The following is a 21,882-nucleotide window of genomic DNA, read 5'->3' on the forward strand; positions in this document are numbered from 1 at the left end:
GGTCAAAAATGTGCCTCTATTGCTCTTTGGGCTGGGTTGGTACGGTGAATGCAACAGTGTTGGCAAGACACTTCACTAAACCAACACTATTATGAAAACCTTATTCACATTCGCACTAGCTGGACTTTTAGCGACCAGTTCTTTTGCAGCAGACAAAGCTGAGGATTTAATGGCACTTTCAAGCGCTCATACCGTTTATAAGAAGGTTCATGTTCACCTTAAAGAAGGAGTAGGCAAAGCCAAGATTGCCATTTATGACATGGAGGGAAATAAACTCCATCAACGTACCGTTAAAGCAAAAGAGGACATGAATGTTCCTTATGACCTGAATTCCTTGCCCTGTGGGGAATACACCGTGAAGATCTCCACTAATGATGAAGAAGTCATGTATACCGTGGAGACAGTAGAGAAAGTAGAACCAAAAGCCGAGGTACTTCCTTTGGTAGCTTATGGCAAAAAGATGAATAGCTTCACCATAGGGCTGACGGTTTTGGGACTGGAACAAGCCGGAGTAGATGTCAAAATCCGTGCGGTGGGTTCAGATCATATTGTTCATGAAGAATATATAGATCAGCCAGAGGGATTTAAGAAAAACTTTGTGCTAAACGGTGTGCGCCCGGAAGAGGTGTACTTCGATGTCACTGATGTAAAAGGTAGAAACAGAGTTATTCATTTTTGAATCCTAGACCAACTATTTACATCACTACCCTGAATTGAGAGATTCAGGGTTTTTTTATGGACAGCACTTTGACATACATTATGCTTTAGCAATTCTTTTACGGCTAGCAATTGCTTCAAAATCAGGTACTAACTTGCTGTTTTCGACCTTGCCTATTGGTCAGGCAGCTTCACCATCCCATACCTACTGGATGGCTCAATCTCCAATCAGCTGGATTAAATTACAATTACTGCCCTCATGACGAAACCCAATGCAAAACCTGGGTTTAGATTCAATTGCTGCATTAACTTGATGTACGATTCTACCTTATTGAGTGGCAATCATGTGGGCAGTCAGTTGATTTGCCATCAGTTCTAGATCAATCCCCAGTAGTTCCTTATTGACTTTCAAAATGCTTGCTCTTTCTACTTCCGGGAGTTTGCTAAATCCGTAATAAGCTCCCAAAATCCCACCGGCTACTGCTGCTGTGGTGTCATTGTCCCGGCCATAATTCACCAGAAAGGTTAAGGTTCCCATAAAATCAAAATCAGAATAAATCATAGCGCTGAGGGTTTGAAGCCAAATTTCACCTGCATGAAAGGGCATATCCTGCAGACGCTGATCCAGCTGTGAAAATGCATGCTGTAACGCTGCACTTTCCGGATTCAATCGGTTTCCCAAGCTGTCCAGTTCAGCAGATTCCGCACCGATTCTTAGCGCCTGTGTCAGTATGCCGTGTGCCGTTCTACCCACCAATCGGCTTTGGAAGTACTGTGCAGGGTCGATTTTGAGGGAAGCGAGCAAACTATCCTTGTTGGCCTCTGAACCCATACCGGCTGCAGTCATCGCTGCGGCTAGGGAAGAAATGTCTTTGGCATAGCCCAGATCATAGATGGTTAATTTATAGTTTTCCCGATAAGCTTTCTCAGGATTTCCTGGGAAAAAAGCACCTATAGAAGGAGCGTAAAGCAGCCCTGCACAGACCATTTCTCCACCATAAAATTTCCCCAAAGAATCCGCATATCCTGTCAAATTATCCTGGATAAAAGGCTCACTGACTTTTGCCCATTCCTGAAGCCATCCCATTTTCAAACTTACTTCCTCAAAGGGCTCGGGATCCGTGGATTCTATGGATTGGAATTCCTCAATATAGGTTCTATATCGGTAAGAAATATGGGCGGCAAAATCCCGGGCGTTCAGGCCTTCTGGGTTTTGGGATAAAAGATACTCACCTGTCAAAATCTTCCACCTGGTGTCATCAGTGGTACCTCCAGCTGGTAGATTCGGTACCCAAATGCCCTCCGGAGAGACCTCTCGAACCATGTCATCCAAGGTGGTGACAAAGCCATATTGCAAGTTGATGTCATCTCTGGACCACATTTCCGTAGGTGCACCCATGGCATCTCCAATGGCAGAGCCTACCAGCATGCCCAGGATCTTGTCCTGCAGCTGCTTTTCAGTGAGATTGATTTTGGGCAGTTTTTTCTCCGTAAATGCATAGCTCCTCTCATCGTTGCGGGTATTACATGCAGACAGCAAGAGCATACTCATTAGAATCAACAGGGAATTGCGCATTAGGATAGGATTAAATTTCTCGCCTTTTTCAAAAGTGCCTCTTTTTCTTTTAAATCTAAACTTACAGGTAGCTGAGCAATTCCGATCAGCCTCCTCATGATTTCCATGCCTTGGTAGGCTTTCAGCAAATCCCGGTCAAACTCATGGGCATAAGCATCCAAAAAACGCTTTTTCCATTGGGGATCTGCAGCAGCCAAGTCAAAGTGGGCTAGCAAAATTCCCAGATCAAATTCTTTATCACCTAAAAAACCAAATTCAGGATCGATGATTTTGAGTCCATTTGACGTGCTTAGCCAAGATCCGGGATAAAAATCACCATGCAAAAGCGTATCTCCTTTAGAAAGATACCGAGCTCCAAGTTGCTCAAGCTTAGATTTCAAATCCGCATCAGCCTTATAACTGAGGCTCAGCTCTTGCAGACCTTCTTGAATGCTATCTAAGTCCATTCCGTTCTCAGGGTCAAAGGGAAAGCGAAAAAGATGCTCATGATTCAGGGTTTTCATGCTTGAATTAGCAGGAAAATCAATTCCTTGAATGGAATGCAAGTGATTTAAATAGTGACTCAGGGCATCAAAATCATCTTCATTAAATCGGAAATCAGGGTTATACATTCTGCTAAAATCTGATCCCTTGCCTAAATCCTGGGTGATTAGAATGTGCTGTTCCGGGAGATAACCCAGCACTTTGGGTGAATAGTGCTGGAGCCAGGGGTGATGCTGCAAGATTTCATAAAACCTGTGCTCCACCTTAATCCGCTCGATGGGAGCAGGGATTTGAGGAAACTTACGTACGTAATCCTTTGACTGCTTGAGGATTATTGAGCGTTGTGAAGTTGAGACTCGCAACACCAGGTTCATATTTCCTTCTCCGGCAGGCTCAGCGGAAATGAGCCTTTCACCCTCTTGCCAAATTGCTAAGTGCTGAAGTGTTTTTAAATCTGTTGTTTCGGTGATATCAATCATTCTTAAAGGTAAAGTTTAAAGCGGGGACTATAGCGTCTGTCTGGGAATTTCACCAGCTAAAGTATGTTATACGCAATTTGTGAGTTCTTAATTTCCTGATATTACACGTTGACCTGCTTTTTCTAAGCACATCTTTTTACCACAGGCAGCGTTGCTTTTTCTCCTAAAAGAAAATATGGGTTCAAGTTTATTATTACGTGCTGTGGGCAGTGGAATGTTGTCGGTGGACGATTATCCGCTACTATATCAGAAAAGATAAATATCCTTCTTAGATTCCAAAACCCATTTTGAGCTGTTTTTCGTAAGTTACATCAGAATTAAACCCTTAATTACTTTGTTATGTACGGACTTCCCCGAACTATTTTTAGTTCAGAACATGATCTTTATCGGGATAGCGTTAGAGATTTTATCGCCAAAGAGATTACTCCGAATAATGCCGAATGGGAGAACAACAAGATGGTTTCCCGTGAAAGCTGGCAGAAACTGGGAGCGAATGGATTTTTAGGAATTCAAGCTCCTGAGAAATTTGGAGGCATGAACATTCAAGATTTTCGATTCAATGCGATTTTTATAGAGGAACTAGGCTTGAGTGGCTGCTCGGGGCCTGCTATCGGCTATCCTTTGCATAGTGATATAGTGATGCCCTATATCTTGCACTATGGGACGGATTCGGCTTTGGAAAAGTACATTCCTAAGATGGTCAGCGGTGAATTTATAGGTGCTGTAGCCATGACTGAGCCTGGGGCTGGAAGTGATTTGCAGGGGATACGAGCATCAGCGGTAGATCGTGGCGACCATTACCTGGTCAATGGTTCTAAGACCTTTATCACCAATGGTTACCTCTGTGATGTAGTAGTTGTAGCCGTGAAAACTGATCCCACCTTAGGGGCAAAGGGCATAAGCTTGATGATTGTGGATAAGGATATGCCAGGATTTACTAAGGGGAAACCCTTCGCAAAAGTAGGTTTGCATGCTCAGGATACCTGTGAATTGTTTTTTGAAGATGTGGAGGTCCCGAAGGAAAACCTGCTTGGCAAAGAAGGGGAAGGCTTCAAGTACCTGATGACAGAACTGGCTCAGGAGCGATTGGTCGTTTCACTGGCGGCAGTGGCTTTGGGAGAGTACATGCTCCAATCTACAGTTCAATATGTGAAGGAAAGAAAAGCATTTAATAAGACGATTTCTGAATTTCAAAATACCAGGTTTAAACTTGCTGAGATGTGCGCCGCCCTGGAGCAGGGTAGGATATACTGTGATCAGCTGGTACACCTTCACAATGAAGGCCAGTTAGACTCTGCAATGGCCTCAGCGGCTAAGTACAACATGACCGAGCTGCAGTGCAAAGTGGCCGATGAATGCGTGCAGCTTCACGGCGGCTACGGATACATGTGGGAATTTGGGGTGGCCAGAGCCTATGCTGATGCTAGGGTTCAGCGGATTTATGCCGGAACAAATGAAATCATGAAAGAGCTGATAGCCCGAAAAATTTTGAAATAGCTTGGAAAGTCTTTGACGAAAACCTAGATTTTATGGTAATTCAAGTAAACAAATCATCCCCCCAAAATAATCAGCTATGAAGGAGTTCCCTTGGCTAAAGGCGTATCCAGGATCTGTTCCGCATGAAGTGGACTTTGAAGCCTATAAAAGTGTCACAGAACTTTTTGAAGAAAGTGTCCAGAAATACGGAGATAGTATTGCCTATGAATGTATGGGTAAAACGCTTTCGTTTAATAAGTTGGATGAATTGAGTAAAAGTTTTGCTTCATACCTGATAAATAGCCTCAAGCTCAAGCAAGGAACGCGTATTGCCATTCAAATGCCTAATACACTCCAATACCCCGTGGTCATGTTTGGTGCACTACGGGCTGGAATGATAGTGGTCAATACCAATCCACTCTATACTTCGTCAGAGATGAAGCATCAGTTTCAAGACTCTGGTGCAGAGGTAATCGTCATTGTCGAAAACTTTGCTGATAAGCTGGAAAAGATACTTGCAGCTATTCCTGCCAAACATGTCATTGTTACAGGATTGGGGGATCTTCTGGGAGGGTTGAAAGGCCCTATCGTAAATTTTGTGGTGAAGTACATCAAAAAGATGGTTCCTGCCTTTTCCATACCTAGTGCCGTGCCCCTCAAGACAGCTTTGGCGAAGGGGGCCAACTCCAAGTTTATAGCTCCGGAGATCACGCTATGGGATACAGCTTTCCTCCAATACACCGGAGGCACCACTGGGGTTTCCAAAGGAGCAGAATTGACCCATGCAAACATAGTGGCAAACATGCAGCAGATATCAGCCTGGATGAAGCCTAAGCTGAAGGAGAAAGAGGAAATTGTGGTGACAGCGCTACCGCTATACCATATTTTTGCCCTGACGGTAAATTGCCTGGCCATGTTGAAAATCGGAGCTCACAATCTTCTGATCACCAACCCCAGGGATATGCCTGCTTTTTGCAAAGATCTATCTAAACATAAATTTTCAGTATTCACTGGAGTCAATACGCTATTTAATGGGTTGCTTAATCAAGAGTCCTTTAAAAATCTGGATTTTAGTGGGTTAAAAATATCAGTTGGAGGCGGGATGGCCGTTCAGAAATCAACTGCTGAGAAGTGGAAAGCCGTAACAGGTACCCCACTAGCCGAAGGCTATGGACTTACCGAAACCTCTCCCGTAGCCTCCTGCAATCCCATAGACGGGACGGAAAGAAATGGCACCATTGGGATTCCCCTGCCTAATACAGATTTTATGGTGATCGATGAGGAGGGCAACCGGCTGCCAGTCGGAGAACGAGGAGAAATTTGCATCAAAGGTCCCCAGGTGATGAAGGGCTATTGGAAGAGACCCAAAGAGACAGAGGAGGTGATGCTAGGTGATTGGTTCAAATCCGGAGACATTGGAATTATGGATGAAGATGGATTTTTCAAAATCGTAGACCGTAAGAAAGAGATGATTTTGGTGTCCGGCTTTAATGTTTATCCGAATGAAGTGGAAGATGTGATTGCCTCATTTCCAGGAGTGTTGGAGGTAGGGGTGATAGGCGTGCCTGACCCAAGATCCACTGAGCGAGTGGTGGCTTATGTGGTGGCTAAAGACCAAACCATCAACGAGGAGGAGATCATTACCCATTGCCATCAAGAGTTAACTAATTACAAATGTCCTAAGGAGGTACACTTCACAGATGAACTTCCAAAGTCCAACGTGGGCAAAATCCTGAGAAGAAAGATCAAGGAAGCACATTTGGAAAAAATTAAATGAATAGCTGGCATCTTGATAGCGGCTGTCGCAAAAGTATCGCTTGTCCCAGCTGAGCAAAGTCGAAATGTGGCCTAATTTATAACTATCCGCAATGATGCCAGTCACCCTAGACCCTTTGCTTTTCTGGTCGGAAGATCGAAGACCGAAGTGGTCTCGTGACCGTCCAGGGTATGTAAAATTGTCTTTCGTATAATTATAATTTTTTTTTAAGGCCATAACCTGTCCCGTGACGAAGGAAACGGGATGGAATCTCCCCTGGGAGATAATCATCCCTTTGTGTGTCGCTTCGGATCATGCTTGATTTCATATAAATTCCTCTTCCTGCCATCACAATACTTTTTTGATTTCCACGGATCTTGCACATCTTACTTTTTCAAAGTAACAAAACCTCACGCTATGCTGAAGAATTTCTTGTTTTTTACCGTGCTGCTGCTTTGCGCCAGCAGTCTTTTCGGACAAACTACCGATTATCCTAATGTAGTATTTATCCTAGTGGATGATTTGGGGTATCATGATTTAGGAGTCACGGGTAGTGATTTCTATGAAACTCCCCATATTGATGAATTGGCTTCCTCTTCTTATCAATTTACCCAAGGCTACAGTGCTTCCCCCGTTTGCAGTCCAGCTAGGGCAAGCATCATGACAGGGGTGACTCCTGCCATTCACAAGGTGACCGATTGGATAGGTGCTCCTGAAGCTGAAAAGTGGAGAGATTATGGCAGGCATACCAGACTTTTGCCTCCAGCTTACAATCATGTGCTGGAGTCTTCCTTGCTCACTTTGCCGGAGGCTCTTTCTGAGGCTGGGTATGAGACTTTTTTTGCCGGAAAATGGCATATAGGTGGAGAAGGTTCCTATCCCGAAGACCATGGTTTTGATATTAATATAGGCGGTTATGAGAAGGGAAGTCCTATTGGCGGCTACTTTGCGCCCTATGACAATCCGAAAATGGAACAGGGCCCAGATGGGGAAAATCTGAGTATGAGGTTGGCAAATGAAACGTCGAAGTTTATAGAAAAGGAACATCAAAAGCCGTTTTTTGCGATGCTTTCCTTTTATGCTGTGCATGGCCCCATCCAAACTACGGAAGCGAAGTGGGCAAAGTATAGAAAAAAGGCATCAGATGCGGGCCTGGCAGATCAGGGCTATGAGATGGAAAGGAGACTTCCGATTCGTACAGTTCAGGACAATCCGGTTTATGCCGGCTTGGTAGAAGCTATGGACGATGCGGTAGGGAAAGTCATGGAGACTCTGAAAAACCAAGGGTTGGAAGACAATACTATTGTGGTATTCACTTCAGATCATGGGGGAGTGGCTTCTGGAGACGCTTATTCCACGTCTAACTTGCCGCTGCGTGGAGGTAAAGGCTATCAATGGGAAGGAGGAATCCGGGTCCCTTATTTCATCAAAGTGCCAGGTCAAAAGGATTTGGTCTACCTGGATGTTCCGGCGAGTGGAGTAGATTTTTTGCCTACTATTTTAGATTTGGCCGGAGTACATGATGTGGATTTATCTGGAGTTGAGGGGAAAAGTTTGGTGCCGGCCATGAATGGTCAGCACTTCGAATCCCGACCTTTATTTTGGCATTATCCGCATTACGGCAATCAAGGAGGAGATCCTAGTTCTACCATCCGGGATGGGGATTGGAAACTGATTTATTACTGGGAAGATGGAAAGGTAGAGCTTTATAATTTACTTGAAGACCCTTCTGAGCAGCATGATCGCTCAGCTCTAAATCCTGAGGTTTCCCAAAAGTTGTTTTCACAACTGATTTCCTGGCTGGAAAGCACCAATGCCAATAAACCTGTACCGGATCCCCAATATGATGAGGAATTGCATCAGCAGGTTTTGGACAAGGCCAGAACAGTGAAAATGCCATCTTTGGAGCAAGCAAGACTACAAATGCTTCGCCTGGACTGGAAACCAAATGCAGATTGGTGGGGAAGTAAAGTGACGCGTGACTAAAGTGAAAACAATGACAAGATCCAATTTCCTTTTCAAAATTTCGATTTTCCTGAGCTTTTGGTTTTGCGCTGTAAATTCCTTTGCGCAGCAAAACCAATCCACAGCACCCAATGTCATCTTAATCAATGTAGATGACTTGGGCTGGGCAGATTTGGGTTTTATGGGGTCCAGCTACTATCAGACCCCCAATCTTGACAAACTGAGCCAGCAGTCGGTTATTTTCATGCAGGCTTATGCAGCAGCATCTAATTGTGCACCCAGTCGGGCAAGCCTGCTCACGGGGAAGTATCCAATGACGCATGGGATTTATACTGTAGATCCTGCCAATAGAGGCGATAAACGCAGCAGAAGACTAAATGCTGCTCCAAACGCTAAATCACTTCCTGAGGAGATTTACACCTTAGGGGAGTTTTTCAAGGATCATGGGTATCGCACAGGGATTTTTGGGAAATGGCATGTTTCTGAGGATCCCAAGGAATATGGTTTTGATGTTAATGTGGGAGGGAACCACCGAGGAAATCCGGGCAAAGACGGGTATTTTAGCCCTTATGTGGTTCCTATAGAGTCCGATCAGAAAGGTGAATACCTGACGGATCGTTTGACGGATGAAGCCATCTCATTTCTAAAACAGAATAGTCAATCTCCATTTTTTCTATACCTGCCATTTTACACGGTTCACAGTCCCTTAATCGGCAAACCTGAGCTGGTGGCTAAATATGAGAGGATAGCCGGAAATCCAAGACATCATCACCCGGTCTATGCAGCTATGATTGAATCTATGGATGAGAATGTGGGGAGGTTGCTGCATGAGGTTTCTGCCTTAAATCTGGACGAGGAAACCATCGTTATTTTCACATCGGACAATGGTGGGGTACGCGCCACCAGTCGTCAGGATCCGCTTCGTGCGGGAAAGGGTAGCTATTATGAGGGAGGAATTCGGGTTCCCCTGCTGATAAGATGGACAGGGTCAATAGAAAGTAAAACTTCGGAGGCCCCGGTGAGCCAGCTGGATTTATTTCCTACACTACATACACTCATTCGCTCCGAGCGTAAGCTGGACTTAGATGGCAATGATTTCTCGCCTTTGCTATCTGGTGAAAACTGGCAGCAGAAGGATCTGTTCTGGCACTTTCCGATCTATCTAGAGGCATATCAGCCACTAGAAGATCAAGCCAGAGATCTGTTGTTTCGTACCAGACCTGGGTCAGTGATCAGGTCTGGAGATTGGAAACTACATGAGTATTTTGAGGATGGGGGGATTGAATTGTACCACTTGAACGATGATCCATCAGAGTCTCAGAACCTTGCAGCAAAGTATCCGGAAAAAGCTCAGGAATTACTCCAAAAGTTAAACGCTTGGCAAAAAGCAACTTCAGCACCAATTCCAGCTGAGATAAACCCGGACTTTGACCCGGATTTTGAAAGAGAAGCGATCAAGAAGGCTGGTTATAAAAAACAAGAGCCATTATGAAATGGCTCTTGTTTTTTCAAATCACAGATTCAAAATATGCGATGGTTTTGGTCAATCCTTCCTTCAAGTTCACTTTTGGCTCCCAGTCCAGCTCTTTTTTCGCCAGGTCAATGACCGGCTTACGCTGCATAGGATCATCCTGAGGAAGCGGCAAAAAGGTGATTTTACTCTTACTGTTGGTCAATTCAATAATCTCCTGCGCTAGTTCCAGCATGGTGAATTCTCCTGGGTTACCAATATTAACTGGACCTGTAAATCCATCTCTGGAATTCATCAGTCTGTACATTCCCTCTATATTATCGTCTACATAGCAGAAGGAGCGTGTTTGCTTGCCATCTCCGTACATGGTGATATCCTTGCCTTTCAAAGCCTGCACAATGAAATTACTCACCACTCGTCCATCATTGGGATGCATCCTGGGGCCATAGGTGTTGAAAATCCGCATCACTTTGATAGGGACTTTATGCTGCCTGTGATAGTCAAAGAAAAGGGTCTCAGCACATCTCTTTCCCTCGTCGTAACAGGCTCTAGGCCCTAGGGTATTGACGCTTCCCTTGTAGGATTCTGGCTGGGGGTGGACTTCCGGATCCCCATAGATCTCAGAGGTACTGGCCTGCAGGATCTTGATCTTTAGCCGCTTCGCCAAGCCTAGCATATTCATCGCTCCGATGACCGAGGTTTTGGTGGTCTGCACCGGGTCAAATTGATAATGAATAGGGGAGGCAGGGCAGGCCAAATTATAAATCTCATCTACCTCTACGTACAAGGGATGGGTGACATCATGACGCAGCAATTCGAAATTCTTATCGTCCAGCAGGTGGTGGATGTTTCGTCTATTTCCTGTGAAAAAATTGTCTACACAAAGTACTTCATTTCCTTCTTTAAGAAGGCGATCGCATAGGTGGCTACCGAGAAAACCGCCGCCACCACTTACTAAAATTCTTTTCATCAAAATCTTACAAAGGTATTATTAACACTTATGGCCAAAAATAAGCAATACTTTCTCAAAACATAGCGCTTATTTTAAATCCTAAGGAAATCGCTTTTAGGCAAACCCTTCGAGGGTTTGAGCTAGCAAGAGAGTGAAAAACCAAAGGGTGCAACTATCCTTGGAATAAGATTATCCCTCGAAGAGTTCAGCTGAGGTGCTTGATAATCTTTGCAGGATTGCCGGCTACCAAAACATCTGACGGGAAGCTTTTGGTCACCACTGCCCCTGCACCCACCACTGAGCGATCCCCGATTGTAATCCCCGGGCAAAGTATAGCTCCTCCTCCTATCCAGACGTCATTGCCTATGGTGATAGGCTTTCCATATTCCCACATCTCACCTCTGGTTTTAGCATCCAGTGGGTGAGTAGCGGCATAAAATTGGACATTTGGTGCGATGAATACCCGATCGCCCAGCTTGACCTTGCAGATATCTAAGATTACGCAGTTAAAGTTGATGAATACATCATCACCTACTTCTATATTGTATCCGTAATCACACTGAAAAGGAGGTTCGATCCAGAAGTTCTTACCCTTTTTGCCAATCAGCTCTGTTAAAAGCGCTGACCTTAGTTCAAGTTCTTCCGGATCGGAATGGTTAAATGATTTGAGGAGTTTTCTAGCTTTCAGCCTTTCCTGTGCCAGTTCGGGATCTCCCGCCTGGTACAATTTTCCCGCAAGCATTTTCTCCTTTTCCGTCATTTTGACCGCATGTAAAGCAAAGCTTCTTCCACACCTCTGATTTCTGCAAGACCTTTTAATCTGCCGATGGCAGAATATCCTGGGTTGGTTTTTTTGCCCAGATCATCCAGCATTTGATGCCCATGGTCAGGACGCATAGGGAGGCTTTTTCCACGCTTTTCCTGAAGATTAATGATTTCCTCGATTACCTGCACCATGGGTACATTTCCTTCCAGGTGATTGTCTTCAAAGAAATTACCTTCACTGTCTCTTTTGGTGCTTCGCAAATGGATAAAATGGATATGGTCACCAAACTCACGAACCATCGCCGGTAGGTCATTGTCTGCGCGTACTCCCAGAGAACCTGTGCAGAACGTCAAACCGTTATTGGGGCTAGGCTGATCTGTAAGGATTCTTCTGGCATCCGCAGCGGTACTCATGATTCTAGGAAGTCCAAATAGTGAAAATGGTGGATCATCTGGATGAATTCCCATGAACACGCCGTTTTCCTCAGCTACCGGTACTATTTCATCTAAAAACAGTCTGAGGTGATCTGCAAGTTTGGCATGGTCTATTCCATCATAAGTTTTCAGCATGGACTTAAATTCCTCCATTGTATAGCCAATTTCTGACCCAGGTAGTCCTTTGAGAATGTTATCAATGATCAGCTGGTGTTTTTCCGGACTCAAGGCTTCGTAATATGCCTGGATTTCTGCTTTTTCTTCTGCGGAATATTCCTGCTCTGCTTCGGCTCTTTTCAAGATGAATAAATCAAAAGCCTGGACAGCTTTCTTTTCATAATGCAAGGCTTTTACGCCATTGGGAAGCTCTCTGAACAGGTCCGTCCGAGTCCAATCCAAGATAGGCATGAAGTTATAACAAACCGTGTAAATCCCCTCTTCGGCTAGATTTCTGATGGTTTCTTTATAATTCTCTATGACTTCCTGGTAATTGCCCGAGCGGGTTTTGATCACCTCATGCACAGGCACAGATTCCACCACAGACCAGGTCAAGCCTGCTGCTTCTATGGTGTCTTTTCTTTTCTTAATCTCTTCTCTAGACCATACTTCTCCATTGGGGATGTGGTGCAGGGCAGTGACGATTCCGGTGGCACCGGACTGTAAAATATCCCTTAAACTTACGGGGTCATTTGGGCCATACCAGCGCATGGTTTGCTCCATTTTATAGCTCATAAAACTTAATTTATGTGGATGTATTAGTTAATTGATAGGAGGGTGATGTTACACTCCTGAATAGGCACTGAAGCCTCCATCTACCGGAACTATAGTGCCGGTCACAAAAGCAGAAGCATCGGCACAGAGCCAGTGCAGGGCCCCCAGTAGATCTTCTGGTTTTCCGAATCTGTTCATTGGAGTATGTGTAATGATCTGATTTCCCCTGCCAGTAAGGCTGCCGTCCTCTTCCGTGAGCAAAGCACGGTTTTGCTCGGTAAGGAAGAATCCCGGAGCAATGGCATTGACACGGAATTCTGGGCCATGTTTGGTGCAGAGCTCTACCGAGAGAAATTTGGTAAAGTTGTCTATTGCGGCTTTAGCTGATGCATAGCCTAAAACTCTGGTCATAGGTCTGGAAGCGGCCATTGAGCTGATGTTCAGGATATTGCCTTTGCCTTTTTTGAGCATTAGAGGGAAAAGAATTTTGCTTGGAATAGCAGTGCCCAGGTAATTGAGGTCTATCACTTTTCTCAATGAGTCAAGATCCAAGTCGCTCAATTCCTGGTCTGGACGTATCACAGCTCCGGGCATATTGCCACCTGCGGCATTGATGAGTATATCCAGGTACCCATGTTCCTTTTCTATTTCTTTGGCAGCATTTACTACGCTTTGCTCATCGGTGACATCACAGATGTACCCAAAGGCCTTGCCTTGGTTTTGGGTGATTTCTGCGACCAGAGTTTCTACCTTGGCAGAAGTCCTGCCTAAGATGATCACCTCAGCTCCTTGTTCTGCCAGATACTTGCTCATAGATGTTCCAAGCACACCTGTCGCGCCTGAAAACGCTATTTTTTTTCCTTCTAAAGAGAAGATAGTATTACTCATATTTAATAATTGTAGTTTTTCGGACTAAAGTCAAAATATTCATTCGCATTGCCGTAGCAAATACCGGAGATGATGTCTCCAAGCCATTTTTCATCCCATGGAAGCTCACCATTTTCCACGTCCTTACCAAAAAGATTACACAGAATTCTTCTGAAATATTCATGGCGTGGAAAGGATAGGAAGCTTCTGGAATCTGTCAGCATCCCTATAAAGCAGCTGATCATTCCCATATTGGATAGGGTATTGATTTGTTTTTCCATTCCATCTTTTTGATCGAGGTACCACCATCCTGAGCCAAACTGAATTTTTCCTTTGGTGCTTCCGTCATTGAAGTTGCCAACCATGGTAGCCATGACTTCATTGTCACGAGGATTGAGGTTGTAAAGTATGGTTTTGGTCAATTGATCCGTGGAGTCCAGATGGTTTAAGAACTTGGAAAGTGCCATAGCCTGGTCAAAATCCCCTATAGAATCAAACCCAGTGTCTGGGCCTAAGGTACTCAGCATTCGGTGGTTAGTATTGCGTAGCGCTCCCAGGTGATACTGCTGCACCCAGCCTTTGGAATGGTACATCTTGGACAGCTCGGTAAGTACTTTGAATTTGAAGTACTCCACCATTTCTGTGGTCAGGGTCTTTCCTGCTATCAGGTCTTTGATGAGCTGATCCATAGCATAGGGATCCGTGCTGAAGAAATACAGTTGCTCCAATCCGTGATCTGCTACTCTACAGCCCCGCTGATGAAAGTAATCCACCCGGTTTTTTAAAGCTGAAATCAGGGTATCAAAATCTCGGATGGTAATCCCGCTGGCTTCACCTAGTTTGCCCAGATAGGTCACATACGCTGGAGGGTTCTCTACAGCGAAGGACTTGTCCGGGCGAAATGCAGGATACATTTCCAGGTTAGCATTGCTTTTTTTATGGAAATCCATGTGGTGCTCCAGGCTGTCAATGGGGTCATCTGTAGTACACACGGTGGTGACTTTCATTTGTGCCAAAAGGCCCTGCGTGGAAAAAGATTCTTGACTTAGCTGGGCATTGCACGTTTGGTAAATCTCTGCCGCATTGGCTTCGCAAAGCAATTCATCTATCCCAAAGTAACGCTTCAGCTCCAGCTGGCTCCAGTGATAGAGTGGGTTTCGTAGCGTAAAAGGCACAGCCTTAGCCCATTGGGTGAATTTTTCCTCATCGGATGCTCCACCAGTGATGTAGTGTTCGTCTATTCCCAAGGTCCGCATAGCTCTCCATTTATAATGATCGCCGGCCAACCAGATTTGGGAAAGATTTTCAAACTTATGGTTGCTGCTGATTTGAGCTGGAGATAGGTGATTGTGATAATCTATGATGGGTTGCTCCTTCGCAAATTCGTGGTAAAGAATCTTTGCATATTTTGATTGAAGGAGGAAATCGTCCGTCAGAAAACCTGCTCGCGGATTTGAATAGGCCATATAGATTAGGGTTAGTTTGGATTAATTAGAAAATTAAAAATACCCTGAATATTATGTTTTTGACAGAAGTTTATGCGGAAACGTTTTCGAACTTATTTAAGCGGAAAAATCGTAAATTGGAAGCGATTTAGAATTACCATAAATCTTATTTACCCATTCTAACCAATATTGAAAATGGCCTCAGGAATTAGTCTAAAAGAACTGGCCGCAGAGTTGAAGCTTGCACCTTCCACAGTTTCCCGCGCCTTGAACGACAGCTACGAAATCAGTGAAGCGACTAAGAAGAAAGTCATCAGCATGGCTGAAAAAATGAATTACCATGCTAATCCTTTTGCCCGGAGTTTAAGAGAAAATAAAAGCAAAACCATTGCTGTGATTATACCCGAGCGAATCAACAACTTTTTTGCTCAGGTAATGGATGGCATAGAAGAAATAGCTCAGGAGCATGGCTATCATCTGCTGGTTTATAATACCAAGGAGGACGTAGAAAAAGAGAAGAAAATCGTCAATTTGCTGTTAAACGGGAGAGCTGATGCCATCGCTATGTCAGTTTCCAGTCAGACCAGTGATGTTTCGCATTTGAAGAAGCTGCATGACCGAGGGCTTCCTATTATCTTTTTTGATAGGATTTGTGATGAGATAGCCACTACCAAGTTTATTACCAATGACCATCAGAGTGCCTATGAAGGTACCAAGCATTTGATACAGCAGGGATGTAAGAAAATTGCGTTTCTCATGCTGAGCAAAGAACTCTCCATTACCAAAGAGCGGTACAGGGGGTATCTGGATGCAATCAAGGAAGTTGGATGGGAGCCAAAACCTGCTTTCTCCCTGAATTGCTGCTACGATGAGAAAAATAATGTGGAGCTAATCCGCGAACTACTCAGTTCTGAAGATCGCCCTGATGGAATCATGGCCTCCGTAGAAAAATTAGCTTTTGCTACCTATGAGGCAGTGAGACATACTGATCTTTCGGTCCCCAAAGATTTAAAAGTCATCAGTTTCTCCAATAGCTCCATTGTTGGGCTATTGAACCCTTCCTTGACCACGATCACGCAGCCGGCGATTGAGATGGGGAATGAATGTGCTAATATGCTGATCCGAAAGCTGGCCAAGCCTAAGTATTATGAGTTGATGGACAAGGTGATTACTATACCTTCGAAGATTACGGTGAGGGAGTCTACTAGTAAGGGGTGATAGATTTGTAGAAAAAGTTTCATGGATATACGGAGTGGTTCCAGTAATTAATATCTCCTTGCTCACCTGGTAAAAAGAACTATGCTTCGGTTTCGCTTAACACAAGTGAATGAAGATCTGCCTTAGCAGGTGGGCAGGCCCAAGTGGCCTCAATTCTAAAGTTTACCATGTCCTATATTGCTTTAGCCTCCTTACTGATAGAGAAGCGGAAATACAGTAAAAATTGCTTTCAGAATTGAATAAAAAAGAAAGGCCGGTGAATTTTCACCGGCCTTTCACTTATGCAATAAGATTAAAATTATTCACCTTCCTCTGTTTCAATGGTGGTAAGAGGTGGAATGTTATTTTCAAAGCCATTATATCCCTCATTTTGATTGAGGTGCCCTTTGGTATTTGAGTTAATGGCATTTTGAGGAATTGGCCACAAAACATGATAAGGACTCAAGGTATAGGTATCCCCATGCCTGGTAAATACTCCCTTATTGTAATAGTCGGTCACTTCCATGATTCTATCATAGTAGAAATTATCCTTGGAGAAGTCTGCCTCATTATAGCTTTTGCCATTGTAAGCTGTTTTGCCTGTCATTGCAAAGATTCTCGCAATTCTAGTCAGTTCAGTTTTTCTTGGCTCTTCATAATATAGCTCTCTAGCTCTTTCGTCCAGTACAGTTCCAATATTGATTTCATCAGCGGTATATGGAGCGGCACCTGCTCTGGTTCTTACTGCATTGATATCCGAAGCTGCACCTGCCAGATCGCCTAGCCAAAACTTAGCTTCTGCTCTCAGCAGGTAGGATTCGGCCAGTCTGAATATATACCAGTCGGTAGGTCCACCCTGAGGCTGATTACGCTGTGCATCTGGCACAAACAACTTATAGTGTGGCCATGAGAACCAGCTTCTGATGGTGTCTACTACTAAAACTACTCCTTCCTCATTTCTGAATTCCAGATTTTGGTTGTAATAGGGGTCGTTTTCCTTGATGTCCGGATTGTTATATACCAGATCTTCCATGTCCATCCAGTTGCCAGGAGCATGTCTAAGGTCATTTTCATCATCCCAGATCATGCTTTGGTGATACCAGGTACCTCTCAACCTTCCGATACCTCGACCGAATTCAGTTACCTGATCGATTTCAATACCTGATCTATCCGATGTGCCTTTGTTACCAGTAGGGGTATTGATGTTACTTCCCCAGAAAGGAACCGCATTACGCATGGTGATGATACCACCAGAGTTACCATCTGTATCTACTCTGTCCATTACCAGAAGAATTGCTTCAGTATTGGTAAAAGGAGCCTTGTTTTCGGGTCTGTGAAGATCCCAGATCACATTTTTAGTAGGGTCTCCGGCATCTACACCAAATCGTTCCGTCATAAGTGAGTAAGGACCGCCGTCTATCAGACGATTAGCAACGTCCAGGGCATCTTGAAATTCTCCCAAGGCTAGATTGATTTTGATCAAGAGGTGCTGAAGGGCTCCCTTTGGCACTCGTCCACGGTCCATTACTTCCGGAATCCACTCCTCACCCCATTCTAGATCTTCTTTCATTTTTCTCAATATGACCGTACGTTCTGTAGAGTAGAAGTCAAGTTTTGGTTCTATAATTTCCTCCAATATCAAAGGAACATCACCAAACTGTTGCGTGAGTCTATAGTAACGCAAAGATCTATGGAAATATGCTGTCGCTAAAAGGTGGTTTCTTTCTGCATCTGATTCATAGTCCTGAGGCTCGTCGATACGGGATACTACAGTGTTTGCATATTTGATACCCTTATATCCTTCATACCAGTACCACCCGATTCTGTTGGTATTTACTGAATTTAGATTTGCATCAGGGGTAATTAGTAGGTTCATGTCCTGAGCAGGTCCTGATTTATCAGTAGTACCTTCAACCGCTACTTCCGTGAAAATGTGCTCAGTAAGAATAGGAGAGCCATCTCCAGTGTATTCGTGGCGCATATTACGCTCACAGGCCACTAGTGCAGCCCATAAGCCACTTGCTTCATTGTAGGTGTTTTCCGGTGAAAAGAAGGAGAGCGGCTGCGGCTCTAACCAGTCTTCATTACAACCAGAAGTGACGGCTACAATCAATCCTGTCATCAGGATTTTTATGGAGTTCATTTTACTTCTAATATTCATTTTAAAGTTCTTTTAGGCTTACAGTGTAACATCGATTCCTAGTGTGAAATATCTTGGGATTGGTCCGGAGTTTTCTGGATCCCAGAAGTCCCACTGTGGAGCATAATGCCCTACGTTTCTGATATTACCGTACACACGTAGATTTGTGATATTTGCCTTTTCAGTCAGCTGCTTAGGGAAATTGTATCCCATGGAGATGTTTTCCAGTCGGATGAAGGATCTCTTACGATACACATTGAATCCACCGGCTCCACCTTCACTGGAGTTTAGCCTAGCCCACTCATTGCTAGGATTTTCTTCAGTCCAGTAAGGAGTAATGTATGAGCTGGTTCTGTCTAGGAAACCATCTCTGTTCTTTCTTTGATTGAAGGTTCCGTCATGACCCCAGTAGGAGTAGATCATGAATGATACGTCAAAGTTTTTGAACAAAACAAACTCATTTCTCAAACTCCAACGGAATCTAGGCTCGGTAAAACCTTGAAACTGACGGTCAGCATTGGTGAAAAGACCATCGCCATCTACATCTTCAATTTTGAAATCACCTGGTTTTACACCGTAATCTGCAGCAGCATCTGCTTCATCTGATTGCCAGATTCCTAAGGTTTTGTAGTTCCAGATTTGATCAATTGCGCGTCCGATGAACCATCCGTTACTCGGGTCATCTAATTCTTCGCCGTTCTCATCCAAGTCCCCGTAAAGACTTACTATTTCATTTCTATTCAATTGGAAGTTGGCTGTAGATCTCCAGATGAAATTGTTTCTTTCATAGTTGGTGGAGTTTAGCGTAAGCTCAAAACCTTTGTTGTCCACCTGGCCTAGGTTATCCCATACAAAATTGAATCCCAGGAAATCCGGTAAGCTTCGCTCTACTAGCAAGTCCCTAGTGGACATTTTGTACATCTCTAGTGTACCAGTCAGTCGGGTTTTCAGTACAGAGAAATCAAGTCCAAAGTTGAAGGATTCTGTTCTTTCCCATTGAAGGTTGGAATTCTGCATTCTGTTTACATATAGCTGATTAACCAAATACAGTTCTCCACTAGGTCTCTCGTAGAAGTATTTCCCGGTATTCAAATCAGAAAGCGCTACATATCTACCGATATCACGGTTACCATTGCTACCCCAAGAAAGTCTAAGCTTACCGAAGTCTAGCCAGTCTATATTGACAAAATTCTCATCTGAGAATACCCATCCCACAGCTGCAGAATAGAATAGTGCTCTCGGGTTACTTTGGCCAAACGCAGAGTAGCCATCTCTTCTTACGGATACGGTAGTGGAATATTTGCCATCATAGGAGTAAATCATTCTACCCATCAGAGCGTCACCAGTACTGTACTCGTCATTGCTGGAGATGATGGGGTTGATACCACCACCTATGTTATGATATCCCAAGCGGTCATGAGGTTCAAAGCCATTGTTGGTCATGGTGTTATCCCAAGACTGGAATTTCTCCGCATTCACTAGGAAAGTCGCATTGAAGTCGTGCTTTTCAGCAAAAGTTTTTTGCCAGGTAAGAATGTTATCTAATTGCCAGTAGTAAGTTTTGTTTTGTCTTCTGCTAGCAATTCCTCCTCTTTGACCCCATTCTGCATGTTCTGCAGATTGATGATTGAAATATTCGTAGTAAGTAAACCTTGGCGTAAAGTTAGTTCGGAAGTTGAATCCAAATGGCAACTTGATGTTTGCATAAAGGGTAGCATTGATATTTAGATCTCTATCTACTCGATCGATATGGCTTCTGTCGTAGAAAGGGTGGGTGCCACCACTTTGCTCGTCATTTGGTCTCCATTTGTAAGTGTCATCTTCATTATATTCAGAACCCCAAGGAGATAGTGTTCTTAGAAGATTCCAATCAACTGTAACCTGGCTTTCATCCTGATGCGCAAACTGAATATTGGTACCTACAGATAACCAATCATTCACTTTTCCTTCCAGGTTTAATCTGGTTCTGATGGTTTCAAATTCATCACCTATAATGATGCCCTCATTGTTCAAATATCCAACTGACCAGTAGTAGTTGAAATTTTCATTTCTTCCGGATAAACTCACGGTGTAATCCTGACGGAAACCAGTCTGGAAGATTTTATCGTACCAGTCTACTGAATTTCCATTTTGGTAATTTTCAATCTCAGCAGGCTGCATGTTCAATCGCTGAAGCCAAACCGTAATAGGATCTCCCGAAGACCCATCGTATGCCATCCATTCCTCTAGAGAAATTTCGCTAGGAAGAGTTCTCGGGTCAGAGAATTCATACGGATCGTACCCACCGGCATTGATACTTTTGAAGACATCCTCTCTCCAGCTAACGAATCCATCTGGGCTATATACCTCAGGAAATGTAGCCATGGTAGCCAGGCCGGCATTCGCGTTGAACTTGATAGTAGGCTTGCCAATAGTTCCTTTTTTGGTAGTGATTAGGATTACGCCGTTAGCTGCTTTTGCTCCAAATACTGCAGCTGCACTGGCATCCTTAAGTACCTCTAGGTTATCTATATCATTTGGGTTGATGTCAGCTAGTTCTCCATAATAAATGGCTCCATCCAGTACCAATAGTGGGGAGTTACCCGCATTCAGGGAGGTTTGACCTCTCACTTGTAGCGATCCACCACCTTTGGCAGAAGTGCTCAGTCCCACATTCAGACCGGCAGCGTTACCTCTCAGGATATCCTGTACTGAATTGGGGTTTTCATTTTCTAGCTTGTTTGGATTTACAGATGAAACTGCTCCTGTTACATCTCTTTTCTTTGCCGAACCATAACCAATCACAACTACCTCTTCTAGGTCAGAAGTGTTAGGGTTCATTTTGAGATCAATTACGGTTTGGTTACCGATTAATTTCTCTACGGGATCATACCCGATAAAAGAGAAAACCAAGACTCCGTCGGTTGGAGCACTGATGGAGTATTTTCCGTCCAGGTCAGTGGTGGTTCCTGTTGTCGTTCCTTTTAGCAAAACCGTGACGCCTGGTAAAGGCATGTCGGTTTCATCTAAAACTGTTCCGCTGATTTGTACATTTTGGGCATAGGTCGTACTGACCCCGATGCACAAATAGAATACAATCAACCAGAGGCTTTTGTAAAGTTTGTACCGCATAAGTAGGGGGGTAATAGTTATTGTTAAATTGACTAATGTGTTAATAATTTCATTTATGATATATTAACATTTCAAGTTAAAAGAATATGATACAAATGGCCTAATTGTTTGCCCAGATTTTAACGCAATCGATTTCGTGAAGTCTAAGGGCGGTTTTGTGTTTAAAATTCTCTTATGATTTAAGTTGAAAAATGGTTATAATTTCTCTTCAAATAAGTGTCCTGTAGTGTCTTGTATGTAGTTTTAGAGTAGGCTATTGTTAAGATATGGTTGCTGTATAAAATTCAATTTTAGTATTTCAATGTGTAAAAATGAAGGTATATTTATTTGGATTAAACTTCTGGAAAAAAAGCTATTTAAATTAATTTACTGTGTTTTATTTCTGTCTAAAACATA

General features: G+C 43.7%; 15 protein-coding genes. 6 read left to right on the forward strand and 9 right to left on the reverse strand.

Going from position 1 to position 21,882, the window contains the following annotated elements; all coding sequences use genetic code 11:
- Positions 1 to 91 precede the first annotated feature (91 nt).
- The gene (locus tag PBT90_RS06810) at positions 92 to 679 is read left to right on the forward strand and encodes a DUF3244 domain-containing protein (protein ID WP_264809631.1); all 588 of its coding nucleotides are present in this window, start codon (positions 92 to 94) and stop codon (positions 677 to 679) included.
- A 306-nt stretch (positions 680 to 985) separates the two neighbouring features.
- Here the strand turns inward: PBT90_RS06810 and PBT90_RS06815 are convergent, their stop codons facing one another.
- Together PBT90_RS06815 and PBT90_RS06820 are read right to left on the reverse strand one after the other, a co-directional pair.
- The gene (locus PBT90_RS06815; RefSeq protein ID WP_264809632.1) at positions 986 to 2,233 is read right to left on the reverse strand and encodes an ADP-ribosylglycohydrolase family protein; all 1,248 of its coding nucleotides are present in this window, start codon (positions 2,231 to 2,233) and stop codon (positions 986 to 988) included.
- Positions 2,233 to 3,195 carry a phosphotransferase gene (locus PBT90_RS06820; RefSeq protein ID WP_264809633.1) on the reverse strand — a complete coding sequence of 321 codons (963 nt, stop codon included), beginning with the start codon at positions 3,193 to 3,195 and terminating at the stop codon, positions 2,233 to 2,235. Before PBT90_RS06820 ends, PBT90_RS06815 begins: the two co-directional genes overlap by 1 nt.
- Before the next feature lie 339 nt (positions 3,196 to 3,534).
- On the opposite strand from PBT90_RS06820, the gene PBT90_RS06825 reads away from it, so the two are divergent.
- The 4 genes from PBT90_RS06825 to PBT90_RS06840 all read left to right on the forward strand — a co-directional run bounded on the left by PBT90_RS06825 (position 3,535) and on the right by PBT90_RS06840 (position 9,884).
- Positions 3,535 to 4,692, forward strand: coding sequence for an acyl-CoA dehydrogenase family protein (locus PBT90_RS06825; protein ID WP_264809634.1), 1,158 nt, complete (start codon positions 3,535 to 3,537; stop codon positions 4,690 to 4,692).
- 76 nt (positions 4,693 to 4,768) lie between these two features.
- The gene (locus tag PBT90_RS06830; RefSeq protein ID WP_264809635.1) at positions 4,769 to 6,448 is read left to right on the forward strand and encodes an AMP-binding protein; all 1,680 of its coding nucleotides are present in this window, start codon (positions 4,769 to 4,771) and stop codon (positions 6,446 to 6,448) included.
- Between the two features lie 396 nt (positions 6,449 to 6,844).
- Complete coding sequence (locus PBT90_RS06835) at positions 6,845 to 8,413, forward strand: sulfatase (RefSeq protein WP_264809636.1); 1,569 nt, start codon at positions 6,845 to 6,847, stop codon at positions 8,411 to 8,413.
- Between the two features lie 10 nt (positions 8,414 to 8,423).
- Positions 8,424 to 9,884, forward strand: coding sequence for a sulfatase (locus tag PBT90_RS06840; protein WP_264809637.1), 1,461 nt, complete (start codon positions 8,424 to 8,426; stop codon positions 9,882 to 9,884).
- A 16-nt stretch (positions 9,885 to 9,900) separates the two neighbouring features.
- Here the strand turns inward: PBT90_RS06840 and PBT90_RS06845 are convergent, their stop codons facing one another.
- From PBT90_RS06845 to uxaC, 5 genes are all read right to left on the reverse strand, one after another.
- Complete coding sequence (locus PBT90_RS06845) at positions 9,901 to 10,833, reverse strand: UDP-glucuronic acid decarboxylase family protein (RefSeq protein WP_264809638.1); 933 nt, start codon at positions 10,831 to 10,833, stop codon at positions 9,901 to 9,903.
- Between the two features lie 187 nt (positions 10,834 to 11,020).
- On the reverse strand, positions 11,021 to 11,575 hold the full coding sequence (locus PBT90_RS06850) for a sugar O-acetyltransferase (RefSeq protein WP_264809639.1): 555 nt from the start codon (positions 11,573 to 11,575) through the stop codon (positions 11,021 to 11,023).
- On the reverse strand, positions 11,572 to 12,747 hold the full coding sequence (gene uxuA / locus PBT90_RS06855) for a mannonate dehydratase (RefSeq protein ID WP_264809640.1): 1,176 nt from the start codon (positions 12,745 to 12,747) through the stop codon (positions 11,572 to 11,574). Before uxuA ends, PBT90_RS06850 begins: the two co-directional genes overlap by 4 nt.
- A gap of 48 nt (positions 12,748 to 12,795) precedes the next feature.
- Positions 12,796 to 13,614: an SDR family oxidoreductase gene (locus tag PBT90_RS06860; protein WP_264809641.1), complete on the reverse strand. Its 819-nt coding sequence runs from the start codon at positions 13,612 to 13,614 to the stop codon at positions 12,796 to 12,798.
- Between the two features lie 2 nt (positions 13,615 to 13,616).
- A complete protein-coding gene (gene uxaC / locus PBT90_RS06865; protein WP_264809643.1) occupies positions 13,617 to 15,059 on the reverse strand; it encodes a glucuronate isomerase in 1,443 nt (480 codons plus the stop codon).
- 174 nt (positions 15,060 to 15,233) lie between these two features.
- On the opposite strand from uxaC, the gene PBT90_RS06870 reads away from it, so the two are divergent.
- Positions 15,234 to 16,256, forward strand: coding sequence for a LacI family DNA-binding transcriptional regulator (locus tag PBT90_RS06870; protein ID WP_264809644.1), 1,023 nt, complete (start codon positions 15,234 to 15,236; stop codon positions 16,254 to 16,256).
- 298 nt (positions 16,257 to 16,554) lie between these two features.
- Here PBT90_RS06870 and PBT90_RS06875 read toward each other — a convergent pair whose 3' ends face one another.
- Positions 16,555 to 18,396 (reverse strand): RagB/SusD family nutrient uptake outer membrane protein, encoded by a 1,842-nt coding sequence (locus tag PBT90_RS06875; protein WP_264809645.1) that lies wholly within the window; start codon positions 18,394 to 18,396, stop codon positions 16,555 to 16,557.
- A gap of 18 nt (positions 18,397 to 18,414) precedes the next feature.
- Positions 18,415 to 21,486, reverse strand: a complete 3,072-nt coding sequence (locus PBT90_RS06880) for a SusC/RagA family TonB-linked outer membrane protein (RefSeq protein ID WP_264809646.1) — start codon at positions 21,484 to 21,486, stop codon at positions 18,415 to 18,417.
- Between the last annotated feature and the right edge of the window lie 396 nt (positions 21,487 to 21,882).

This window comes from Algoriphagus sp. TR-M9 (assembly GCF_027594545.1).
GTDB classification, from domain to species: domain Bacteria; phylum Bacteroidota; class Bacteroidia; order Cytophagales; family Cyclobacteriaceae; genus Algoriphagus; species Algoriphagus halophytocola.

Bases quoted from the DNA above. Each gene is read 5' to 3' on its own strand.
- PBT90_RS06845 (WP_264809638.1), bottom strand. From the start codon at position 10,833: ATGAAAAGAATTTTAGTAAGTGGTGGCGGCGGTTTTCTCGGTAGCCAC.
- PBT90_RS06850 (WP_264809639.1), bottom strand. From the start codon at position 11,575: ATGACGGAAAAGGAGAAAATGCTTGCGGGAAAATTGTACCAGGCGGGA.
- PBT90_RS06880 (WP_264809646.1), bottom strand. From the start codon at position 21,486: ATGCGGTACAAACTTTACAAAAGCCTCTGGTTGATTGTATTCTATTTG.
- PBT90_RS06820 (WP_264809633.1), bottom strand. From the start codon at position 3,195: ATGATTGATATCACCGAAACAACAGATTTAAAAACACTTCAGCACTTA.
- uxaC (WP_264809643.1), bottom strand. From the start codon at position 15,059: ATGGCCTATTCAAATCCGCGAGCAGGTTTTCTGACGGACGATTTCCTC.
- PBT90_RS06835 (WP_264809636.1), top strand. From the start codon at position 6,845: ATGCTGAAGAATTTCTTGTTTTTTACCGTGCTGCTGCTTTGCGCCAGC.
- PBT90_RS06810 (WP_264809631.1), top strand. From the start codon at position 92: ATGAAAACCTTATTCACATTCGCACTAGCTGGACTTTTAGCGACCAGT.
- PBT90_RS06830 (WP_264809635.1), top strand. From the start codon at position 4,769: ATGAAGGAGTTCCCTTGGCTAAAGGCGTATCCAGGATCTGTTCCGCAT.
- PBT90_RS06815 (WP_264809632.1), bottom strand. From the start codon at position 2,233: ATGCGCAATTCCCTGTTGATTCTAATGAGTATGCTCTTGCTGTCTGCA.
- uxuA (WP_264809640.1), bottom strand. From the start codon at position 12,747: ATGAGCTATAAAATGGAGCAAACCATGCGCTGGTATGGCCCAAATGAC.
- PBT90_RS06875 (WP_264809645.1), bottom strand. From the start codon at position 18,396: ATGAATATTAGAAGTAAAATGAACTCCATAAAAATCCTGATGACAGGA.
- PBT90_RS06840 (WP_264809637.1), top strand. From the start codon at position 8,424: ATGACAAGATCCAATTTCCTTTTCAAAATTTCGATTTTCCTGAGCTTT.
- PBT90_RS06825 (WP_264809634.1), top strand. From the start codon at position 3,535: ATGTACGGACTTCCCCGAACTATTTTTAGTTCAGAACATGATCTTTAT.
- PBT90_RS06860 (WP_264809641.1), bottom strand. From the start codon at position 13,614: ATGAGTAATACTATCTTCTCTTTAGAAGGAAAAAAAATAGCGTTTTCA.
- PBT90_RS06870 (WP_264809644.1), top strand. From the start codon at position 15,234: ATGGCCTCAGGAATTAGTCTAAAAGAACTGGCCGCAGAGTTGAAGCTT.